The organism is Mesorhizobium sp. CA15, from assembly GCF_020165215.1.
GTDB lineage: Bacteria > Pseudomonadota > Alphaproteobacteria > Rhizobiales > Rhizobiaceae > Mesorhizobium.
Genome location: NZ_JAIUHQ010000025.1, coordinates 1 through 20456 on the forward strand (window position 1 = coordinate 1; position 20456 = coordinate 20456).

Genomic DNA, 20456 nt, shown 5'->3' on the forward strand with positions numbered 1-20456 from the left:
GGGGCGATGCCCTTCCTCCTTCTCCCCTTGTGGGAGAAGGTGGATCGGCGCGCAGCGCCGAGACGGATGAGGGGTGTTCCAGCGGAATGAGACGCTGGCTTTCCCTGGAGCACCCCTCATCCGTCGCCTTCGGCGACACCTTCTCCCACAAGGAGGGCTTTGCACGGGAGCCGATATTTGGCGCACATGACACATGGACGTTTTTTGAAAGGCGATCGGGCCGCCTTTGCGAGGTAATTTTGCCCGGCTCCTGGAGCCTCAGGCCGCCGTCGCGGCGGATTTTGGGCAGACTCCGCCTCATGCCGGCTTCCTCCTCGGGTAGAGGACGGCGGCCGCTCGCTGCAGATTGTAACCGCAGCCGGCAAGCATGCATTGTGTCCGGTTGGTCGCCAGGTTGAAGAAGCGCAGCCGCCGCATGCCGTAACGTTGCTTGAACACCGCAAACGGCCGCTCCACCGCCGCCCGTATCTTCGAGATCAGCCGGTTGCGCAGCTTCTGGCGCGGCGTCAGCGGATGGTGCTTGTTGGCTCGATGCATCAGCCGGTCCTTGATGCCGGCCCGCTTAAGTCGGGCATGCCGGGCATGGGTGTAGTAGGCCTGGTCGCCATAGGCCGCCTCGTCATCCCCGCTGATCAGGCCGTCGGCCGGCTCGGTGTCGGTGATCGATGCATCCGTGAAGTCCATGCGCCGGATCAGCGTGTGAGCATCGTCGACGCCGTTGTGCACCTTATAGCCGAACACGGTCTTTTTGCCCTTGCGCCCCCAACGCGCATCAGTGTCGGCCGATGGCCGCACCGATTCCTCCTCACCCTTCTTCGGCTTCGCCGGCGGGCGCGCGGCGGCCTGCATGAAGGAGGCATCAATCAGCGTGCCGCGCTTGACGATCAGCCCTTTCTGCTCAAGCTGCCGCGTGATCTCATCGAACACCCCATCGATCAGCCCATCGCGCTTAAGCTCTTCGCGGAAGCGCCACAATGTCGAATGGTCCGGCGTGCGGTCCGAGAGGCTGAAGCCGGCAAAGCGGCGGAACGATAGCCGGTCGCGCAGTTGTGCCTCGAGGGCGGGATCGCTCAGATTGTTCCACACGCCCAGAAGCAGACAGCGCAGCAATGCCTCGGCCGGATAGCTGGTGTTGCCCCGTCCCGACCCGCTGCGCTGACCAAGAAGCGCCTTGATCGGTACCCAGTCGATCACTCGCGCGATCTGGTCGAGCTCCGTCGTGTCCGACCATGCCAGCCCATCCGCAAGGCTCAGTTGACCAAGCATGCGATCGACCATCCGAATCATCCCCTATTCATTCCCTACGCACGGAATCACCAACCTGGTTCCGTGCAAAGTCCTCACAAGGGGAGAAGGAGAAAGGCGCTATCGCCGCAGCAACTTCTCCAACTCGCCCGCATTCGTCACCACCGGCATGCACACCTGCCCGCTGCAGAACCAGGCGCCGGGCTTATCCGTCGGCGGCAAAACGCCGCCCGGCAACAACGGTCGATTCGCTTCCGAACCGACCGGAACGACAATGTCGACCCGGCGCGGGTCTGGATTCCGATTCGCAACCGGAACGAGGCGTGGTGAATCTAGCTCGTCTACAATGACGAGCTTCAGCGGCTCGAGCGTCAGGGCACAGGCGTTGACGATGCCGGCCTGGCCGTAGGCCTGCTGCGAGGCGCGGCCCATTGCATGCTCGGCGGTCGTCCACGCCTTTTCCCAGAGAGCGATATCGCCGGTGAGCGATGACAGCCGCACCAGCGCCTCGACGATCTGGCTGGTGGCCGACGGGATTGCTTCATCCACATCACCGCGGATGCGGATCGGAACGTCGCCGCTGTCCGACGCCGTCAGCCAGTAGCCGCTCTTTTGTTCATCCAGGTGCCAGCGGTCGAGCTCGCCGACGAACTGCCTGGCGCGATCGGAATAGGCCGGATCGCCGGTCGCCTCGAACAGCGCGATCGCCGCGTTGGTCATGGCGGCGTAATCGCTGGACAGCGCCGGAAAGAGCTTTTTCGCGCCTAGCATGGAATGCGGCAGCCGTCCGTCCTGGCCGGCCTCGACGATATGGCCGAAGGCTTTTGCGGCGGCGTCGATCCAGTCATGCCGCCCAAGCGAGCGGCCCGCCTCGGCGAGCGCTGCGATCATCAGCCCGTTCCAGTCGGTGAGCGCCTTGCCGTCGCGGCCCGGCCTGACCCGCCCTTCGCGGACGCCCAACAGCTTTGCCTTCAGAGACGCCAATTGCGCATAGTCGGCGATGCCTTGAGCTTGCTGCGCCTCGCTCTGGCGAATGATCGGCTTGCCTTCCCAGCCATGCGCTGCGGCGAGCTCGAAATACCGGAAGAAGGTCGACGTATCGTCGCCGAGCGCGGCTTCGACTTCGTCGCGATTCCATGTGTAGAAAAGCCCCTCCTCGCCGTCGCTGTCGGCGTCGAGACTGGCGGCGAAGGCGCCGCCTTCGACCAGCATCTCGCGCAGCAGCCAGCCGACGGTCTCTTCGATTCGTACCCGGAACAAACCGTTGCCGGTGGCCGCATGGGCCCAGTTGCACAGGCGGATGAGCTGGGCGTTGTCGTAAAGCATCTTCTCGAAATGCGGCACCAGCCATTCGGCGTCGGTGGAGTAGCGGCTGAGACCGCCGCCGACATGATCGTAGATACCGCCGGCGAGCATTTTTTCGAGGCTGGCGAGCACCGCGTGGCGATGCGCGGCCTCGCCGTCACGCAGCCAGGACAGCCAAAGCGTGTGCATGAAGGGCGCGTTGGGGAATTTCGGCGCGCCCTTCAAGCCGCCGAGATCGCGGTCGATCATGCCGCCGATGCGGGTGGCGAGGTCGGCCAGCGTGTCGCGATCGAGCACCGCCTTGCCCGTCGCGCCGGCGAGCCGCTGCTCGACATGGGCGGTCAGCCCGTCGGCGCTTTCGGCGAGGCTCCGCTGCTTCTCGCGCCAGGCCTTGTCGACCGCTTCCAGCACCTGGATGAAGCCCGGCCTTCCGTAACGCGCCTCGCGCGGGAAATAGGTGCCGCCCCAGAAAGGCTTGCCGTCGGGTGTCAGAAACATGGTCAGCGGCCAGCCGCCCTGCTCGCCCATGGCATGGAGTGCGGCCATATAGATCTGGTCGATGTCGGGCCGCTCTTCGCGATCGACCTTGATATTCACGTAGAGCCGGTTCATGACGCCGGCCACGGCGTCGTTCTCAAAGCTTTCATGGGCCATGACATGGCACCAGTGGCAAGCGGCGTAACCGATGGAGAGCAGGATCGGCCGCCCGAGCTGCTTCGCTTCGGCAAGGGCCGCAGGCGACCAGCCGCGCCAATGGACAGGATTGTCGCTGTGCTGCTGCAGATAAGGGCTGGCCTCTTCGGCAAGCAGGTTTCGTGCGGGTAAGGTCACAATGGACGGCTCTTTTTTGGGTCTGATGCATCAACGCTGGAGCATGATGCCGAAAAGTGTGAAGCGGCTTTCGGCCGTGCTCTATCTTTCAATCTAGGCGGTTCGGCAGGTCCGGCAAATGGTTTCCCCAATGGCTTCGAAGGATTCGATCGTCTCACTGTCGAGCGGCCGCTTGCCGGCAGGCATCGCCGTCATCCGAATTTCCGGCCCCAAAACTCGGTTCGTGGTCGAAACGATAGCCGGATCCGTTAAGGATCGGTTTACCACGTTGCGAAGGCTCCGGGCGGCGGACGGCTCGATCATCGATCACGGCCTCGTCCTGTTCTTTCCAGGTCCCGGCAGCTTCACCGGCGAGGACGTTGCCGAGTTCCAGGTCCATGGCAGCCGCGCCGTCGCGGCCAAGATGCTGGAGACGATCACGCAGTTCGATGGGGTGCGGCATGCGGAGCCGGGCGAGTTCACCCGGCGCGCCTTTCTCAACGGCAAGCTTGACCTCGTCGAGACCGAGGCGCTCGCCGATCTGGTCAATGCCGAGACAGAAGCGCAGCGCCGCTTTGCCCTGCGCAATGCCGAAGGCGCGCAGAGCGAGCTTTATTCGAGCTGGCGCCGCCGGCTGATCCATGCACGAGCCATGATCGAGGCGGAGATCGACTTCGCCGAGGAAGAGGATGTGCCAGGTTCCGTTTCGGAGGCGGTCTGGTCCGACGTGTCGGCAATGATCGGGGAAATCGATCGCCATATGGGAGGTTTCAAGGCCGCGGAGATCATTCGCGATGGTTTCGAAGTCGTGATCCTCGGCGCCCCGAACGCCGGCAAGTCCAGCCTGTTCAACGCCTTGGCGAAGCGCGAGGCTGCGATCGTCACCGACGAGCCGGGCACTACGCGCGATCTGCTCGAGGTGGTGATGGACCTCAATGGGCTGAAGGTGCGGCTTGTCGATACGGCCGGTCTGCGGGAGGCTGCGGGCAAGATCGAGTCGATCGGTATCGAAAGGGCGCGGGCCAAAGCTGACGTGGCGGATCTCGTTCTGCTGCTGGAGGATATGGCTGATCCGGCGCCCGTTGGGGGTATTCCAGGTGGAGCTCCGGTGCTGAGGATCGGAACGAAGTCGGATATCGCCAATGCCGGCGCCGGGAAATATGACCTCGTGATTTCTTCCAAGGACGGCGGCGGTCTGGACCGCCTTCTGAACGAGATAGGGGCCCGCGCCGCCGCTGCGGTTGGCGAGGTGGGTGACGTGCTGCCATCCAGGCTGCGCCATGTAGAGTTGCTCAAAGAGGCAGCGGATTTCCTGCGGGCGGCACTGTCGGGCCAAAGCCAGGAGCTGCGCGCCGAGGAACTGCGGCTGGCGGCCGAGCGTCTTGGCCGGATTGTCGGCGCGGTCGATGTCGAGGATTTGCTCGACGTCATCTTTTCGCAGTTCTGCATCGGTAAGTGATTCACGTGAAACACGGATTGGGGCGCTACCCCGCAATGATTCACGTGAAACACCGCCGCCGCTGCCAGCTTCGCAGTTGTCGGCTGGGATCGCAATGCTCGCCATTCATTGTTTCACGTGAAACGAGTCCACCTCTCCTTGACACCAGCCGCCGTCGGGGACATCTGTCAACCCAATCTCTGAAAGCGGATTCTTGGAAAAATGACCAATCACTATGATGTGGTGGTGGTGGGCGGCGGCCATGCCGGTTGCGAGGCGGCGAGTGCTGCCGCGCGCGCCGGCGCCAGGACCGCACTGGTAACTCTGCGCTTCGAGACGATCGGCGTCATGTCCTGCAACCCGGCGATCGGCGGTCTCGGCAAGGGGCATCTCGTGCGCGAGATCGACGCCATGGACGGGCTCATGGGGCGCATCGCCGACGCCGCCGGCATCCAGTTCCGCCTGCTCAACCGCCGCAAGGGGCCGGCCGTGCGCGGTCCGCGCACCCAGGCCGACCGCAAGCTTTATCGCTTGGCAATGCAGGAAGCGATTCGGCAGCAGAACGATCTCGACGTGATCGAGGGCGAAGTCCTCGACCTTGAGATCGAAAACGGTAGCGTCGCAGCCGTGCTGGTTTCCGGCAATCGGCGGCTGGCCTGCGGCGCCGTCGTGCTGACCACCGGAACTTTCCTGCGCGGGCTGATCCATATCGGCGAAAGGAAGATCGTCGCCGGGCGGATGAACGAGCAGGCAAGTCTCGGCCTGTCGGCGACGATGGCGCGCGCGGGTTTCAAGCTCGGACGCCTGAAGACCGGAACGCCCCCTCGCCTCGACGGCCGCACCATCGACTGGGCCTCGCTGGATGTCCAAGCGGCCGACGAGGATCCAGTGCCGTTCTCGCTGATGACGGACAAAATCGCCAATCCGCAGATACATTGCGGCATCACCCGCACCATGCCGGAGACGCATGAGCTGATCCGCGCCAATCTCGGTCGTTCGGCCATGTATTCCGGCTCGATTGAAGGCATCGGGCCGCGCTACTGTCCCTCGATCGAGGACAAGATCGTCAAGTTCGGCGACCGCGAGGGCCATCAGATCTTCCTCGAGCCCGAAGGCCTCGACGACGACACCGTCTATCCGAACGGCATCTCGACCTCGCTGCCGGAAGACGTGCAGCTCGACATGCTGAAGACGATCCCCGGGCTGGAAAAGGCGACGATGCTGCAGCCCGGCTATGCCATCGAATACGACCATGTCGATCCGCGCGAGCTGAAGACGACGCTGGAGACGAAGCGGCTCGCCGGCCTGTTCCTGGCCGGGCAGATCAACGGCACGACCGGTTATGAAGAGGCTGGCGCGCAAGGCCTGCTCGCCGGCATCAACGCCGCGCGGGCGGCATCCGGCGATGAGCCGTTCGTGCTCAGCCGCACCGAGGCCTATATCGGCGTGATGGTCGATGACCTGACCAGCCGGGGCATCGCCGAGCCCTATCGCATGTTCACCTCGCGCGCGGAGTTCCGGTTGTCGCTGCGCGCCGACAATGCCGACGAGCGGCTGACGCCGTTGGCGGAAAAACTCGGCATCGTGTCAACAGAGCGGCTGCAGCGTTTTGGCGCGCTGGCGCAGAAGCTCGACGAAGCCCGCACGCTGGCAAAGTCTGTGACGCTTACGCCGAATGAAGCGGCACGGCATGGGCTGGAGATCAACAAGGACGGCGTGCGCCGCTCGGCCTATGCGCTGCTGGCGCATCCGGGCGTCGACATGGCCTGGCTGAAAAGGGTCGAGCCGCGCTTTGCCGAACTGGACGCCAAGACGGCGGAGCGGCTCGAAACGGAGGCGAAATATTCAGTTTACCTCGATCGCCAGCAAGCCGACGCCGCACAGATCAGGCATGAGGAATCGCGGCTCATCCCCGAGGCGCTCGATTTCGCGGACGTTCCGGGACTTTCAAACGAGCTGAAGCAGAAGATGAAGGCGCGCCAGCCGCGCTCGATCGCCGATGCGCAGCGCATGGAAGGCATGACACCCGCCGCGCTTGCCATCATTGTCGCGCATGTCCGCAACGCCGAGTTCGCAGCGCGAAGGGACGTGGCGTGAGCGCGGATGCCTGGGCGAGCCTGCAAAAGGCAGCGGGTCCGGTTTCACGTGAAACATTCGAGCGGCTGCAGGCTTTCGAACAGCTGTTCCTGAAATGGAACCGCAGCATCAATCTGGCGGCGCCGTCGACACTGGACGATGTGTGGCGCCGCCATATCCTGGACAGCGCCCAGCTTGCGCGAATCGCACCCACCGCGACACGCTGGATCGATCTCGGCTCAGGCGGCGGTTTTCCCGGCCTGGTACTGGCTTTCCTGCTGGCGGAGCGCCCCAGCGCATCGATCGCCCTGGTCGAAAGCAACCGCAAGAAGGCGTCGTTCCTGCAATCCGTCATAGGCCAGTTCGATCTGCCGGCGCGTGTCGTGGCCAGGCGCATCGATGACAGCTATGCGCCTGTTTCAACACCGGAAATCGTCACAGCCAGGGCGTTGGCAGCTCTTCCGGACCTGCTCGACCTGTCGGCGCCCTGGCTGACTAGGGGCGCACGCGCGCTCTTTCACAAAGGCCGGGATTACCGCGCCGAGGTGGAAGAAAGCACTCACCGCTGGGGCTTCGATCTGGTAGAACATTCGAGCATGACCGACGCCGAAGGCGTCATCCTCGACATCACCGACTTGCGCCCAGCGAAACAGCAATGAATTACTGGCATAAATCCATGAAAACCGGACCGCGTATCATCACTGTCGCCAACCAGAAAGGCGGCGTCGGCAAGACGACGACGGCCATCAACCTGGCCACGGCGCTGGCCGCGATCGGCGAGCGCGTGCTGATCGTCGACCTCGACCCGCAGGGCAATGCCAGCACCGGGCTGGGCATCGACCGCAAGGATCGCACGGTTTCGTCCTATGACGTGCTGACCGGCGAGCTCGAGCTGGAGCAGGCCGCGGTGCCGACAGCGGTGCCCGGCCTCTCCATCATACCCTCGACGCTCGACCTTCTCGGCATCGAGATGGAAATCGCCTCGGCGCCCGACCGCGTGCTCAAGTTGCGCAATGCGCTGCGCGCCGCCTCCGAGCGTTCGGCGCCGTTCGGCTATGTGCTGATCGACTGCCCGCCCTCGCTCAACCTTTTGACTTTGAATTCAATGGCGGCGGCCGATTCCGTTCTCGTGCCGCTGCAATGCGAGTTCTTCGCGCTGGAAGGTCTCAGCCAGTTGCTGGAGACGGTCGAACAGGTGCGCAATACCATCAATCCGGACCTCACCATCCAGGGTATCGTGCTCACCATGTATGACGGGCGCAACAACCTCGCCAACCAGGTGGTGCAGGATGTGCGCACCCATATGGGCGACAAGGTCTATGAGACGATCATCCCGCGCAATGTGCGCGTCTCCGAGGCTCCGTCCTACGGCAAGCCGGCGATCCTCTACGACCTGAAATGCTCGGGCAGCCAGGCCTATCTGCAGCTCGCCTCCGAGGTGATCCGCCGCGAGCGCAAGCTGCGCGCCGCCTGAGCATCATCGCGCGGCTTGGTTAATCAGCCGATCCGATTCCGAAACGATCTGGACAAACTCATGAGCGAAGACCAATCGAGAAAAAGACTGGGCCGCGGCCTCGCGGCGCTGATCGGCGAAATCGACCGTCCGGCGGCGCCCGAAAAGCCGGGCGCGGCGGTGGCGGCCGACGGCAAGGTGCCGATCGAGTTCGTCAGCCCGAACCCGAAGAATCCGCGCCGGCATTTCGGCGATGCCGAGCTCACCGACCTGGCCCAGTCGATCCGCGAGCACGGCGTGGTGCAGCCGGTCGTGGCGCGCCCCTCGCCGTCGCAGCCCGGCCGCTACGAGATCATCGCCGGCGAGCGGCGCTGGCGGGCGGCGCAGCGCGCCGGTCTGACCGAAATCCCGCTGATCGTGCGCGACGTCAACGACCGCACCGCGCTGGAGCTGGCGATCATCGAGAACGTCCAGCGCGCCGATCTCAATCCTGTCGAGGAGGCGCAAGGCTACCAGCAGCTCATCGACGAGCATGGCTACACGCAGGCCGATCTCGGCCAGGTGATCGGCAAGAGCCGCAGCCATGTCGCCAACACGCTGAGGCTGTTGAAGCTGCCCAACGTCATTCACGACATGCTGGTCGACGGCGATTTGTCGGCCGGCCACGCCCGAACGCTGGTCACCGCCGAAGACCCGGCCGGGCTCGCCAAGCGCATCGTCAAGGAAGGGCTTTCGGTGCGCCAGGCCGAAGCCTTGGCGCAAATGCCCGCCGGCCCCACGCCAGCCAAGGTGAAATCCCCCGCGAGCCCGCCCGAGAAGGACCCCGACACGCTGGCGCTCGAGAAGCTGATGACCGACACAATCGGCATGATCGTGAGCATCGAGCACAAGGGCAAGGGCGGCACGCTCAAGGTCAACTACCGCTCGCTGGAACAACTCGACGAGCTCTGCCGACGTCTGAAGGACGAGCGGTAGGGGGCCGAGGCGCCATGTTATTTGGCGGTAGCTGAGGTTTTGGCTGAACGTTGGATACCTCTGATATATCCGTGATAGACATAAATGGGCTGGCGATGCGCCGGCCCTTTTTTTGTTTGCGCGGTGCGCGGCTAAGATGCCGGGAACTGCGAATCCTTCCCTGCGAGAAGATGCCCCGGCAGGACAGACGAGCGTGCTGTCCCGTCAACCTGTCCTTCGTCATTCTAGGGCGGAGCAAGGAGCGAAGCGACGCGCGCAGACCCTAGAATCCATGCCGGGACGGTCGAGAGCCGCCAGGGTGCAGAACGCTCACCAACCAATTCCGCGAAACAGCTCGAACCATTCCGGATTGCTCTTTTCGATCAGTTCAATCTTCCATCGCCGTGGCCAGCGTTTCAGTGACGTCTCACGCTGGATGGCATCAGCGATGTCGAAATATTCCTCGTACCAGACGAGACGCTGCACACCGCAACGGCTGGCGAAGCTGGAACCTTGGCCATTCTTGTGCTCGGGTATGCGGCGGGCAAGGTCATTGGTGACACCGATATAGATCGTGCCCCCTTTCTGGCTAGCAGTCATGTAGACATAGCCGGTCATCTGGCGATCCTAGCTGGCGCAGCCATCGGCGCCTATTCTGGACCGCAGCATTCTACGGCCAATGCCATGGCATGGATTCTAGGGTCTGCGCGCGTCGCTCCGCTCCTTGCTCCGCCCTAGAATGACGAAGGATATGTCGGCGAGAGACAGCGCCCCTCCCCAGCGCCCTCCGCTTGACAGTCCACGGCAACGGCGTACGCTCTATTAGCTTGACCTTAAATTACTGCCCCGGCGTGCCGATCAGTCGCGGTGAGGGCTATCTGCCGTTCTCCGTGAAACGGCAGATAGCCTCGCCAAAGCCGGACACGCCTGACACAATGGGAGGTGTAAATGGCAGTCAGTTGGCGGTTGTCTGGAAGCTACTTCGAAAACTGCAGCTGCGATGTCGTATGTCCTTGCCTGTTGTCCACCCAGGCGCAGCTGACATCGAAGCCGACGAAAGGCGTTTGCGACGTCGCCTTGGTCTTTCATATCGACAAGGGCAGTTTCGGGGACGTTCGATTGGACGGGCTCAATGTCGCGATGGTTGCTCACACGCCAGGCCCGATGGCGGAGGGCAATTGGACGGCCGCAGCCTATATTGACGACCATGCGGATGACAGGCAGACCGAAGCGCTGGGCGCCATCTTCACCGGCGCCGCGGGCGGGCCGATGGCCGCCTTCGCGCCGATGATCAGCACCAATCTCGGAGCCAAGAAGGTGCCGATCAGATACCAGGCCGACGGCAAGAAGCGGTCGGTGGAGATTGCCGGCGTGATGCAGCTGGCGGTCGAACCGTTGCCGACAATGCGCGAGGACGGCGAGATGTGGGTGGCCTCCGGCCATCCCGTCAATCCCGACTGGCTCGGTATGGCGATGGGCGTGGAAGGCAATACTTTCAGCGACCATGGCATGAGTTGGGACAATTCCCGCCGAAACGCGCACTACGCTCCGATCAATTGGTCCGGCCAGCAATAGTCCCGCACGCATGGTCGGAACGGCCTCGCCCATGACGCTGACATTGCAGCGAAACATCATTCTCGCCCTGTTGGGCGCGGTCGCCGCGGCGGCGTGGGTCTTGCTCATCCGGCAGCGGATCGGCGCGGACGCAGATATGCGCATGGAGATGTACTCACCCACCATGGGCATGGCGGCGCCGCTGTTTCTTGTCGTCTGGATGATCATGATGATTGCCATGATGTTTCCGACGGCGGCGCCCATGATCCTGACCTTCCACCAGGTCCAAGCCGGCAAACGAGGTCGCGGCGAAGCCTTTGTCGCTACCTTGCTATTCGTGGCAGGCTATATGCTGGTTTGGGGCACGGTGAGCGTTTTGGCTTTTGCCGGTGCCGCAGGTGCCGAGACGCTTGCCGATCATGCGGGATTGTCTACGGCGACGGCCGCGCGCATTGGCGGCGCCCTGCTGATCATTGCCGGCGCCTACCAGCTCTCGCCACTGAAGGATCTGTGCCTGGCCAAATGCCGCACGCCAATCGGTTTCATCCTGACCTCCTGGCGCGATGGTTCTTGGGGCGCGGTCCGCATGGGCCTTGAGCACGGCGCCTTTTGTCTGGGCTGTTGCTGGCTCTTGTTTCTGGCACTTTTCCCGCTCGGGATCATGAACGTCGCCGCAATGGCCGTGGTCACGCTGCTGGTCTTTGCGGAAAAGACCTTCCCGGCGGGAAAGGGCATAGCCAAGGTGTCGGGCGTCGCCCTGCTCCTTTACGGCGCGGCGGTGCTGGTCTTTCCCCAGGCGCTGCCGACCTTTCAGCCGGCCGACATGATGATGAATTGACCAGCGGTAGGGCAGGACGAAAAATACGCTGGCGGGACAGCGCCCTTTGGCCTGCCGTCCTTCGCAGCAGCTGCGCTGCAGCTCCGGAGGGGTGGACCGGCCATCTCCCTACAGGGGGAGATCAGCTGTCGCCCCGGCCGTCGCCAATCGCCGGCGTTTACCTTTGCCCCAGCCTCGCGCTCTCGATGGCAATGCCAAGCAGCGCCTGGCGTGCCAGCGCTTCCGACAGGTCCGGTCGTTTGCGGGTCTGCAGCACCGCCGTCTGCAGCCGGCCGAGCGCACGTGCGAGCGCCTCGACAGTCCAGCGCTCCAGCGTCTTTTCCACCAGCTTGCGGCGCGAGAAGAACACCGGGGGGCGGGCGCCGGCGACGACCGAAGCGGCGTTGCGGCCGCCGGTCTCCATCTGGCCGCGCATCGCTTGGATCGCCTGCAATTGCCGCATCGCCGATGACAAAACCAGGAACGGATGGCCGCCGGACTGGCAGTGACGGTTGAAGGCGATGTCGAAATCGCCGACCTTGCCGTCCAGCATGGCGTCGACAGCGGCGTCGAAGGAAGCGCCGGAGACGTCGCCCGACAGCGCGTTGACGTCGTCGACGCCGATCTCCTTGTGGCCATGCGCGTAGAGCACCAGCTTCTCGATCTCGCCGCGCGAGGCGAGACGATCGCCGCCGAGATTGCGGCGCAGCGCTTGCCTGGCGTCCAAGGTCATCGACATGCCGGCCTTGCGCAATTCGTCGTCGATCACCGAATCCAGGTCGCGGGCCTCGTCGGCATAGCAAGGCAAGGCAATGGCGTTGCCGGCGGCCTCGACGATGGCGCGCAGGCCGGTGCCTTTCTTCAGGTCGCCGGCTTCGATGAGGATGATGGCGTCGCGCGCGGGCTCGGCGGTCAGCGCCTTGATGTCGTCGGCCAGCGCCTTCTGGCCGCTGGCATTGCGCACCCAAAGCAGCCGCCGGTCGGAAAACATCGGCACCGTGCGGGCTTCGTCGAGCAGCCGCCCCTCATCGCGGTCGACTTCGGCGCCGTCCAGCCTGACGACAGAGAAGGGGTCGTCGAGCGGCAGGCCGGTTTTCGCGGCGAAGGTTTTCGCCCGCTCGGCGACAAGGCCGCGGTCAGGGCCGTAAAGCAGGACGATTGCCATGGCCGGATCGGGCTTCGCCAGCCACGAATCGACCTCGTATCCTTTCTTCTGTGCCATGCGGGGTGAGTTAGCACGGGGCGGGGGCCGAGTGAACGGAGAAGCGGCCGGCAGCGCACTTACCTTCTCCCCTTGCGGGAGAAGGTGGATCGGCGCGACAGCGCCGAGACGGATGAGGGGTGTTCCAGCGGAGTGAGACGCTGGTGGCATCTGGAACACCCCTCATCCGTCGCCTTCGGCGACACCTTCTCCCACAAGGGGAGAAGGGGAAGGCCGCGCCCGGCTCCACCTCCCAATCGCATTTTCTGGCGGCAATCGCCCCGCAAACTTCCGCCAAATTGCGCGCGGCGTGAAAACATCGACAAGAAATTTCGCCGCCATATCTGCATCTTGGCGTCTGTGCCGCATTGCTCAACCGAGCTGACGTCCGGGGAGGATGGCCGTGGCGAGGTCCGGCGAATTGGCACTGGTCTGGCGGCGCGGATGTGCAAATATCGCACCGGCAACATTGGAGGATGTGAGCTCATGGCCGACGCTGGATTGTTGCGCTTCCATGTGCCCGAGCCAGAGGTTCGGCCCGGCGGCACGCCGGATTTCTCGAATGTGACCATTCCCAAGGCGGGCTCGGTGCCGCGTCCGGAGATCGAGGTCGATCCGCGCAGCATCCGCGACATGGCTTTTTCCATCATCCGGGTGCTGAACCGCGCCGGCGAAGCGGTCGGGCCGTGGGCCGGGCTGCTCAGCGACGAGGAGCTGCTCGAAGGCCTGCGCCATATGATGACGCTCAGGACCTTCGATGCGCGCATGCAGATGGCGCAGCGCCAGGGCAAGACCTCCTTCTACATGCAGCATCTGGGCGAAGAGGCGGTGAGCTGCGCTTTCCGCAAGGCGCTCAAGCCGGGCGACATGAATTTCCCGACCTACCGGCAGGCCGGCCTTCTGATCGCCGACGGCTATCCGATGGTCACCATGATGAACCAGATCTATTCCAACGAGGCCGATCCGCTGAAGGGCCGTCAACTGCCGATCATGTATTCGTCGAAGGAGCACGGCTTCTTCTCGATCTCCGGCAATCTGGCGACGCAATATATCCAGGCGGTCGGCTGGGCGATGGCCTCGGCGATCTCCAATGATTCCAAGATTGCGGCAGCGTGGATCGGCGACGGCTCGACGGCGGAGTCCGACTTCCATGCGGCGCTGGTGTTTGCTTCCACCTACAAGGCGCCTGTCGTGCTCAACGTCGTCAACAATCAGTGGGCGATCTCGACTTTCCAGGGCATCGCGCGCGGCGGCTCCGGCACGTTCGCAGCGCGGGGGCTCGGCTTCGGGATCCCGTCGCTGCGCGTCGACGGCAACGACTATCTCGCCGTGCATGCGGTGGCCAAATGGGCGGCGGAGCGGGCGCGCGCCAATCTCGGGCCGACGCTGGTCGAATATGTCACCTACCGCGCCGGCGCGCATTCGAGCTCGGACGACCCGTCGGCCTACCGGCCGAAGGCGGAATCCGATGCTTGGCCGCTCGGCGATCCGGTGATCCGGCTGAAGAACCACCTCATCCACAAGCAAGTCTGGTCGGAGGAGCGCCACACCCAGGCGGAGGCCGAGATTCTCGAAACGGTGATCGCGGCGCAGAAGGAGGCCGAAAGCCATGGCACGCTGCATGCCGGCGGCAAGCCGTCGACGCGCGACATGTTCGAGGGCGTCTATGCCGAGATGCCGCCGCATCTCAGGCGCCAGCGTCAGCAGGCGGGGGTCTGACCATGCCGAGACGCACGATGATCGAGGCGATCCGTGACGCCATGGACGTTTCGATGGGGCGCGACAGCCAAGTCATCGTCTATGGCGAGGATGTCGGCTTCTTCGGCGGCGTCTTCCGCGCCACGCAGGGCCTGCAGGCCAAATACGGCAAGAGCCGCTGCTTCGACGCGCCGATCAGCGAATCCGGCATCGTCGGCTCGGCCATCGGCATGGCCGCCTATGGGCTGAAGCCCTGCGTGGAGGTGCAATTCGCCGATTATGTTTATCCGGCTTACGACCAGATCGTATCGGAGGCGGCGCGCTTGCGTTACCGTTCGAACGGCGATTTCACCTGCCCGATCGTGGTACGCATGCCGACCGGCGGCGGCATTTTCGGGGGCCAGACGCACAGCCAGAGCCCGGAAGCGCTGTTCACGCATGTCTCCGGCCTGAAGGTTATCGTGCCCTCCAACCCGCATGACGCCAAGGGGTTGCTGATCGCGGCGATCGAGGATCCGGACCCGGTGATCTTCCTCGAGCCGAAGCGGCTCTACAACGGCCCGTTCGATGGCCACCACGACAAGCCGGTGACGCCGTGGTCGAAGCATGAGCTGGGCGAGGTCGCGGACGGCCATTACACGATCCCGCTCGGCAAGGCGGCGATCCGCAGGCCGGGATCTGCGGTGACGGTGCTTGCCTACGGCACCATGGTCTATGTCGCGCAGGCCGCGGCCGAGGAGACCGGCATCGACGCCGAAGTGATCGATCTCAGGACGCTGCTGCCGCTCGACCTCGAGGCGATCGTCGCCTCGGTGAAGAAGACCGGCCGCTGCGTCGTCGTGCACGAGGCGACGCTCACCTCGGGCTTCGGCGCCGAGCTGGTGGCGCTCGTGCAGGAGAACTGCTTCTACCATCTGGAAGCGCCGGTGGCGCGGGTCGCCGGCTGGGACACGCCCTATCCGCATGCGCAGGAGTGGGACTATTTCCCCGGCCCGGCGCGGGTCGGGCGCGCGCTGATCGAAACATTGGAAGCTTAGAGTGGGGAGGCCTGAGATGGGCGAGCACGTCATAAAGCTTCCCGATGTCGGCGAAGGCGTCGCCGAGGCCGAGCTTGTCGAATGGCACGTCAAGGTCGGCGACCTCGTGCGCGAGGACACGGTTCTCGCCGCCGTCATGACCGACAAGGCAACCGTCGAGATCCCCTCGCCGGTCGACGGCGAGATCCTGTGGCTCGGCGCCGAGATCGGCGACACGGTGGCGATCGGCTCGCCGATCGTGCGGCTGAAGGTGGCCGGCGAAGGCAATGTGAAAAACACGTCGCCAGGCGAGAGTGGTGCCGACGGCATCCCCGCTGGAGCGAGCCATGGCGATCGTCTTTCCCCTGCGCAAAACGCAGCGCCGTCATCCTCGGGCTTGTCCCGAGGATCCGCTGGTTCGCCGGAACTGGCGTCGCATCCACGCAGGTCGGCAGATCCTCGGGACAAGCCCGAGGACGACGGCGTTAAGAAGGATCGCGCCATGCCCAGCCTTTCGGGCGCGCCGCGCGCGGAAGGCGAGAAGCCGCTGGCCTCGCCTGCCGTCCGCCTGCGCGCCAAGGAAGCCGGCATCGATCTGCGCCAGGTTGCGGGCAGCGGTCCGGCCGGGCGCATCAGCCATGAGGACATCGACGCATTCCTCGCGCGCGGCCCGCAAGTCGCCCGCGCCACCGGGCTTGCCCGGAAAGACGGCGTCGAGGACATCAAGGTCGTTGGGCTCCGGCGCAAGATCGCCGAAAAGATGGCGCTCGCCAAATCGCGCATCCCGCATATCACCTATGTCGAGGAGATCGACGTCACAGCATTGGAAGACTTGCGCGCCACCCTCAACAGGGAGAAGCGCGCCGATCGCCCGAAGCTGACGCTGCTGCCTTTCCTGATGCGGGCGATGGTCAAGGCGATCGGCGAGCAGCCGAACCTCAACGCGCTGTTCGACGACGACGCCGGCATCATCCACCGGCATGAAGGCGTCCATATCGGCATCGCCGCGCAGACGCCGAACGGGCTGGTGGTGCCGGTGGTGAAACATGCCGAGGCGCGCGACCTGTGGGATAGTGCTGCGGAAGTCAACCGGCTGGCCGATGCGGCGAAGGCCGGCACGGCGAGCCGCGAGGAGCTTTCCGGCTCGACCATCACCATCACCTCGCTCGGCGCCATGGGCGGCGTGGCGACGACGCCGGTCATCAATTACCCGGAAGTGGCAATCGTCGGCGTCAACAAGATCATGGTGCGGCCGGTGTGGGACGGCACGCAGTTCATCCCGCGCAAGATGATGAACCTGTCCTCCAGCTTCGACCATCGCGTCATCGACGGCTGGGATGCCGCGGTTTTCGTGCAGCGCATCAAGGCGCTGCTGGAGACGCCGGCGCTGATCTTCGTGGATTGAGGGAGATGGGGTCGGTCTCGAACGTCGCGGCGCCGAAATGCGCGCTCCCCCTTCTCCCCTTGTGGGAGAAGGTGTCGCCGAAGGCGACGGATGAGGGGTGCTCCAGGGAATGCCAGCGTTTCATTCCGCTCGAATGCCAGCGTCTCACTCCGCTGGAACACCCCTCATCCGTCTCGGCGCTGTCGCGCCGATCCACCTTCTCCCACAAGGGGAGAAGGAAAAGGCGCGTCGCCGCCTCCGCCGAAAGGAAGCAGCCGTCATGAAAGAAATCTCCTGCAAGCTGCTCGTCATCGGCGCCGGGCCGGGCGGCTATGTCTGCGCTATCCGTGCCGGCCAGCTCGGTGTCGACACGGTCATCGTCGAAGCCGGTAAGCCTGGCGGCACCTGCCTCAATGTCGGCTGCATCCCGTCCAAGGCGCTGATCCACGCGGCGGAGGCGTTCGAGAAGATCGCGCATATGGCCGGCGGCAAGGATCCGCTGGGCATCAAGGTCGCCGCGCCGACGCTCGATCTTGCGAAAACTGTCAGCTGGAAGGATGGAATCGTTAGCCGGCTCAACAGCGGCGTGGCCGGCCTGTTGAAGAAGGCCAGGGTGAAGACCGTGCATGGGTGGGCAACCTTCCGGGACGGCAAGACCGTCGAGGTCGAGACCGAAACCGGAACCCAGGTGATCCGCGCCGAGACCGTCGTCATCGCCACTGGTTCGGCGCCGGTCGAATTGCCGTTCCTGCATTTCGGCGGCCCGGTCATCTCGTCCACCGAGGCGCTGGATCTCGGCGAAGTGCCGGAGAAGCTCGCGGTCGTCGGCGGCGGTTATATCGGGTTGGAGCTCGGCATGGCCTTCGCCAAGATGGGCGCCAAGATCACCGTGGTCGAAGCCCTGCCGCGAGTGCTCGCGCAATATGACGCCGAGCTGACAAGACCGGTGCTGAAACGGCTCAGCGAGCTTGGCGTCGAGGTGATGACAGGGGCGAATGCCAAAGGCCTGTCGGCCAAGGGCGACGCGCTGCTGGTCGAGACCGCCGAGGGCAAGAACGCCAAAGTCGCGGCCGACAGGATTTTGGTCACGGTCGGCCGCAAGCCGCTGACCGAGGGCTGGGGGCTGGAGCAGATCGACCTCGACATGGCAGGAAAATTCATTCGCATCGACGACCAGTGCCGCACCTCGATGCGCGGCATTTTTGCCATCGGCGACGTCACCGGCGAGCCGATGCTGGCGCACCGTGCCATGGCGCAGGGCGAGATGGTGGCCGAGATCGTTGCCGGCCACAAAAGAAGCTGGGACAAGCGCGCCATTCCGGCGATCTGCTTCACCGATCCGGAGCTGGTCACCGCCGGGCTGTCGCCCGAAGAAGCGAAGGCGCTCGCCGGCGAGATCAAGATCGGCCAGTTCCCCTTCGCTGCCAACGGGCGCGCGATGACGAAACAGGGCGAGGACGGGTTTGTGCGGGTCGTGGCACGCGCCGACAACCATCTGGTGCTGGGCATCCAAGCGGTCGGGCAGGGCGTATCGGAACTATCGGCGGCGTTCGGCCTGGCGCTGGAGATGGGCGCTCGCCTGGAGGACATCGCCGGCACGATCCATGCGCATCCGACGCAGGGCGAGGGATTCCAGGAAGCGGCACTGAAGGCGCTGGGCCACGCGCTGCATGTCTAGCTCCCCCTTCTCCCCTTGTGGGAGAAGGTGTCGCCGAAGGCGACGGATGAGGGGTGCTCCAGGGAAAGCAAGCCTCTCACTCCGCTGGAACACCCCTCATCCGTCTCGGCGCTTGCGCGCCGATCCACCTTCTCCCACAAGGGGAGAAGGAAGAGACCTCAGCTCGCCAGCCGGCTTACCATCTCGTGCTGGGCATAGGCGCGGCCGAAGCGGTTGGCGAGGAAGGCGTCGAGGGCGATGTCTTCCTGCTTGACAAAGCCCTTCGCCGGCAGCGAGCCGTCGGCCAGCATGTCGAGCACGGCGCAGATGCCGGATGCGGTGGTGATCTGGATGGCGCTGCGCACGATGTTGCCGACGCGCTGCGAATAGATCTTGTTGGCGTAGGTCTCCTGCAGCAGGCGGCCGTTGCGGCGGCCCGAGACGGTGACGAAGACGATGACCACATCCTGCAGCGTCGCCGGCAGGGCGCTCTCGAAAATGTCCTTGAGCACGTCGCGGCGATGACGCAGGCCGAGGTCGTTGAGCAGCGCCTTCATGATCGCGGCGTGCCCGGGATAGCGGATGGTGCGGTAGTTCAGCGTGCGCACCTTGCCCTTCAGCGTCTCGGCGAGCGTGCCCAGACCGCCGGAGGTGTTGAAGGCTTCGTAGGTGACGCCGTCGAGCGAGAATTCCTCGCGCTCCTCCAGCGGCGGCACCTCGATCAGCTCGCCCTCGACGATCGCCTCGCAGGGCTCGCAATATTCGTTGATGACGCCGTCGGTGCTCCAGGTGAGGTTGTAGTTCAGCGCGTTGGACGGATATTGCGGCAGCGCGCCGACGCGCATGCGCACGCTTTCCAGCGTGTCGAAGCGGCTGGCGAGGTCGTTGGCGACTATCGAAATGAAGCCTGGCGCCAGGCCGCATTGCGGGATGAAGGCGCTTTTGGCGTCACGCGCGAGCTCCTTGACGCGGCGGGTCGAGACGACGTCCTCGGTGAGATCGAGATAATGCACGCCGGTGGCGGCGGCCGCCTCGGCGATGCGCGTGGTGAGGTGGAAGGGCGCGGCGCTGAGCACGGCGAATTTGCCGGCAAGCACGTCTTCGAGCTCACCCGAGGCAGTGATATCGAGCTCCTGCGTCGCGATGCCGGCCGGCAATTCGGCGGCGGCAAGCTGAGCCGCCGAGCGGTCGACCAGCGTGACGTGGTAGTCGCCCGTGGCGTTCAGCATTTCGGCGATGGTCGAGCCGATCTTGCCGGCGCCGACGACAACGATGTTCTTCATGATCATATCCCCTGCCAATGCTGAATTCGATGTGGCGAGAATCCTTGCAGCTTGCCGGTCGAAAGGAAGCGTGGAATCTGGCAATATGAAGCATAAGTTTGAGCGATATGCCGAAAGGTTTCGTCGAAATGATCAGTGAAGCCGAACAAGCCCTGCTTACCTTGTTGCGCGCCAACGCCCGCGCCTCGACCGCCGAGCTCGCGCGTCAGCTCGGCGTGTCGCGCACCACGGTGCAGAGCCGCATCGAGCGGCTGGAGCAGCGCGGCATCATCACCGGATATGGGGTCAGGCTGTCGCCCGATTATGAGCAAGGGCTGGTCAAGGCGCATGTGCTGCTCACTGTCACGCCGAAACTCGCCGACAAGGTGGTGCGCAGCCTCGCGGCGATGCCGCCGGTCCGCACAGTGCATTCGGTGAGCGGCAATTTCGACATGATCGTCATCGTCGACGCGCCGTCGATCCGCGACCTCGACGCGCTGCTTGATCGGATCGGGGCGATGGATGGGGTAGAGCGGACGTCGTCTTCGATTATTTTGTCGACGCGGGTGGATCGGTAGGGCCTGAG

Annotated in this window: 17 protein-coding genes; 12 read left to right on the forward strand and 5 right to left on the reverse strand. The window is 64.4% G+C overall.

Annotation, left to right across the window (positions count from 1 at the left end; all coding sequences use genetic code 11):
- Positions 1-297 precede the first annotated feature (297 nt).
- Together LB515_RS26115 and LB515_RS26120 are read right to left on the reverse strand one after the other, a co-directional pair.
- The gene (locus tag LB515_RS26115; RefSeq protein ID WP_224709421.1) at positions 298-1266 is read right to left on the reverse strand and encodes an IS5 family transposase; all 969 of its coding nucleotides are present in this window, start codon (positions 1264-1266) and stop codon (positions 298-300) included.
- A gap of 99 nt (positions 1267-1365) precedes the next feature.
- Entirely contained in the window at positions 1366-3381 is a 2016-nt protein-coding gene (locus tag LB515_RS26120; protein ID WP_224709422.1) for a thioredoxin domain-containing protein, read from the reverse strand.
- Positions 3382-3511: 130 nt separating this feature from the next.
- On the opposite strand from LB515_RS26120, the gene mnmE reads away from it, so the two are divergent.
- From mnmE to LB515_RS26145, 5 genes are all read left to right on the forward strand, one after another.
- The gene (gene mnmE, locus LB515_RS26125; RefSeq protein ID WP_224709423.1) at positions 3512-4819 is read left to right on the forward strand and encodes a tRNA uridine-5-carboxymethylaminomethyl(34) synthesis GTPase MnmE; all 1308 of its coding nucleotides are present in this window, start codon (positions 3512-3514) and stop codon (positions 4817-4819) included.
- A 201-nt stretch (positions 4820-5020) separates the two neighbouring features.
- Positions 5021-6895: a tRNA uridine-5-carboxymethylaminomethyl(34) synthesis enzyme MnmG gene (gene mnmG / locus LB515_RS26130; RefSeq protein WP_224709424.1), complete on the forward strand. Its 1875-nt coding sequence runs from the start codon at positions 5021-5023 to the stop codon at positions 6893-6895.
- Positions 6892-7533, forward strand: a complete 642-nt coding sequence (gene rsmG / locus LB515_RS26135) for a 16S rRNA (guanine(527)-N(7))-methyltransferase RsmG (RefSeq protein WP_224709425.1) — start codon at positions 6892-6894, stop codon at positions 7531-7533. The genes mnmG and rsmG overlap by 4 nt, the downstream gene beginning before the upstream one ends.
- A 17-nt stretch (positions 7534-7550) precedes the next feature.
- Positions 7551-8348 carry a ParA family protein gene (locus tag LB515_RS26140; protein WP_095769880.1) on the forward strand — a complete coding sequence of 266 codons (798 nt, stop codon included), beginning with the start codon at positions 7551-7553 and terminating at the stop codon, positions 8346-8348.
- Between the two features lie 60 nt (positions 8349-8408).
- Positions 8409-9302 carry a ParB/RepB/Spo0J family partition protein gene (locus LB515_RS26145; RefSeq protein ID WP_224709426.1) on the forward strand — a complete coding sequence of 298 codons (894 nt, stop codon included), beginning with the start codon at positions 8409-8411 and terminating at the stop codon, positions 9300-9302.
- Between the two features lie 309 nt (positions 9303-9611).
- On the opposite strand, the gene LB515_RS26150 is transcribed toward LB515_RS26145, so the two are convergent.
- The gene (locus LB515_RS26150; protein ID WP_140845978.1) at positions 9612-9899 is read right to left on the reverse strand and encodes a GIY-YIG nuclease family protein; all 288 of its coding nucleotides are present in this window, start codon (positions 9897-9899) and stop codon (positions 9612-9614) included.
- Positions 9900-10229: 330 nt separating this feature from the next.
- On the opposite strand from LB515_RS26150, the gene LB515_RS26155 reads away from it, so the two are divergent.
- Both LB515_RS26155 and LB515_RS26160 read left to right on the forward strand, forming a co-directional pair.
- Entirely contained in the window at positions 10230-10856 is a 627-nt protein-coding gene (locus LB515_RS26155; RefSeq protein WP_224709427.1) for a DUF1326 domain-containing protein, read from the forward strand.
- Positions 10857-10887: 31 nt separating this feature from the next.
- A complete protein-coding gene (locus LB515_RS26160) occupies positions 10888-11673 on the forward strand; it encodes a DUF2182 domain-containing protein (protein WP_224709428.1) in 786 nt (261 codons plus the stop codon).
- Between the two features lie 157 nt (positions 11674-11830).
- Here the strand turns inward: LB515_RS26160 and holA are convergent, their stop codons facing one another.
- Complete coding sequence (gene holA / locus LB515_RS26165) at positions 11831-12874, reverse strand: DNA polymerase III subunit delta (protein ID WP_224709429.1); 1044 nt, start codon at positions 12872-12874, stop codon at positions 11831-11833.
- 465 nt (positions 12875-13339) lie between these two features.
- Between holA and LB515_RS26170 the strand changes: the two genes are divergently transcribed.
- The 4 genes from LB515_RS26170 (at position 13340) to lpdA (ending at position 18629) form a co-directional block, all read left to right on the forward strand.
- Entirely contained in the window at positions 13340-14572 is a 1233-nt protein-coding gene (locus LB515_RS26170; RefSeq protein WP_095769878.1) for a 3-methyl-2-oxobutanoate dehydrogenase (2-methylpropanoyl-transferring) subunit alpha, read from the forward strand.
- Positions 14573-14574: 2 nt separating this feature from the next.
- Positions 14575-15588: an alpha-ketoacid dehydrogenase subunit beta gene (locus LB515_RS26175; protein WP_140845359.1), complete on the forward strand. Its 1014-nt coding sequence runs from the start codon at positions 14575-14577 to the stop codon at positions 15586-15588.
- 16 nt (positions 15589-15604) lie between these two features.
- Positions 15605-16972: a dihydrolipoamide acetyltransferase family protein gene (locus LB515_RS26180; protein ID WP_224532421.1), complete on the forward strand. Its 1368-nt coding sequence runs from the start codon at positions 15605-15607 to the stop codon at positions 16970-16972.
- A 259-nt stretch (positions 16973-17231) separates the two neighbouring features.
- Positions 17232-18629 carry a dihydrolipoyl dehydrogenase gene (gene lpdA, locus LB515_RS26185; RefSeq protein WP_224709430.1) on the forward strand — a complete coding sequence of 466 codons (1398 nt, stop codon included), beginning with the start codon at positions 17232-17234 and terminating at the stop codon, positions 18627-18629.
- A gap of 158 nt (positions 18630-18787) precedes the next feature.
- On the opposite strand, the gene LB515_RS26190 is transcribed toward lpdA, so the two are convergent.
- The gene (locus LB515_RS26190) at positions 18788-19891 is read right to left on the reverse strand and encodes a saccharopine dehydrogenase family protein (RefSeq protein WP_224709431.1); all 1104 of its coding nucleotides are present in this window, start codon (positions 19889-19891) and stop codon (positions 18788-18790) included.
- A gap of 128 nt (positions 19892-20019) precedes the next feature.
- Here LB515_RS26190 and LB515_RS26195 point away from each other — a divergent pair, with 128 nt between their 5' ends.
- Positions 20020-20448, forward strand: coding sequence for an Lrp/AsnC family transcriptional regulator (locus LB515_RS26195; RefSeq protein WP_095769876.1), 429 nt, complete (start codon positions 20020-20022; stop codon positions 20446-20448).
- Positions 20449-20456: the final 8 nt, after the last annotated feature.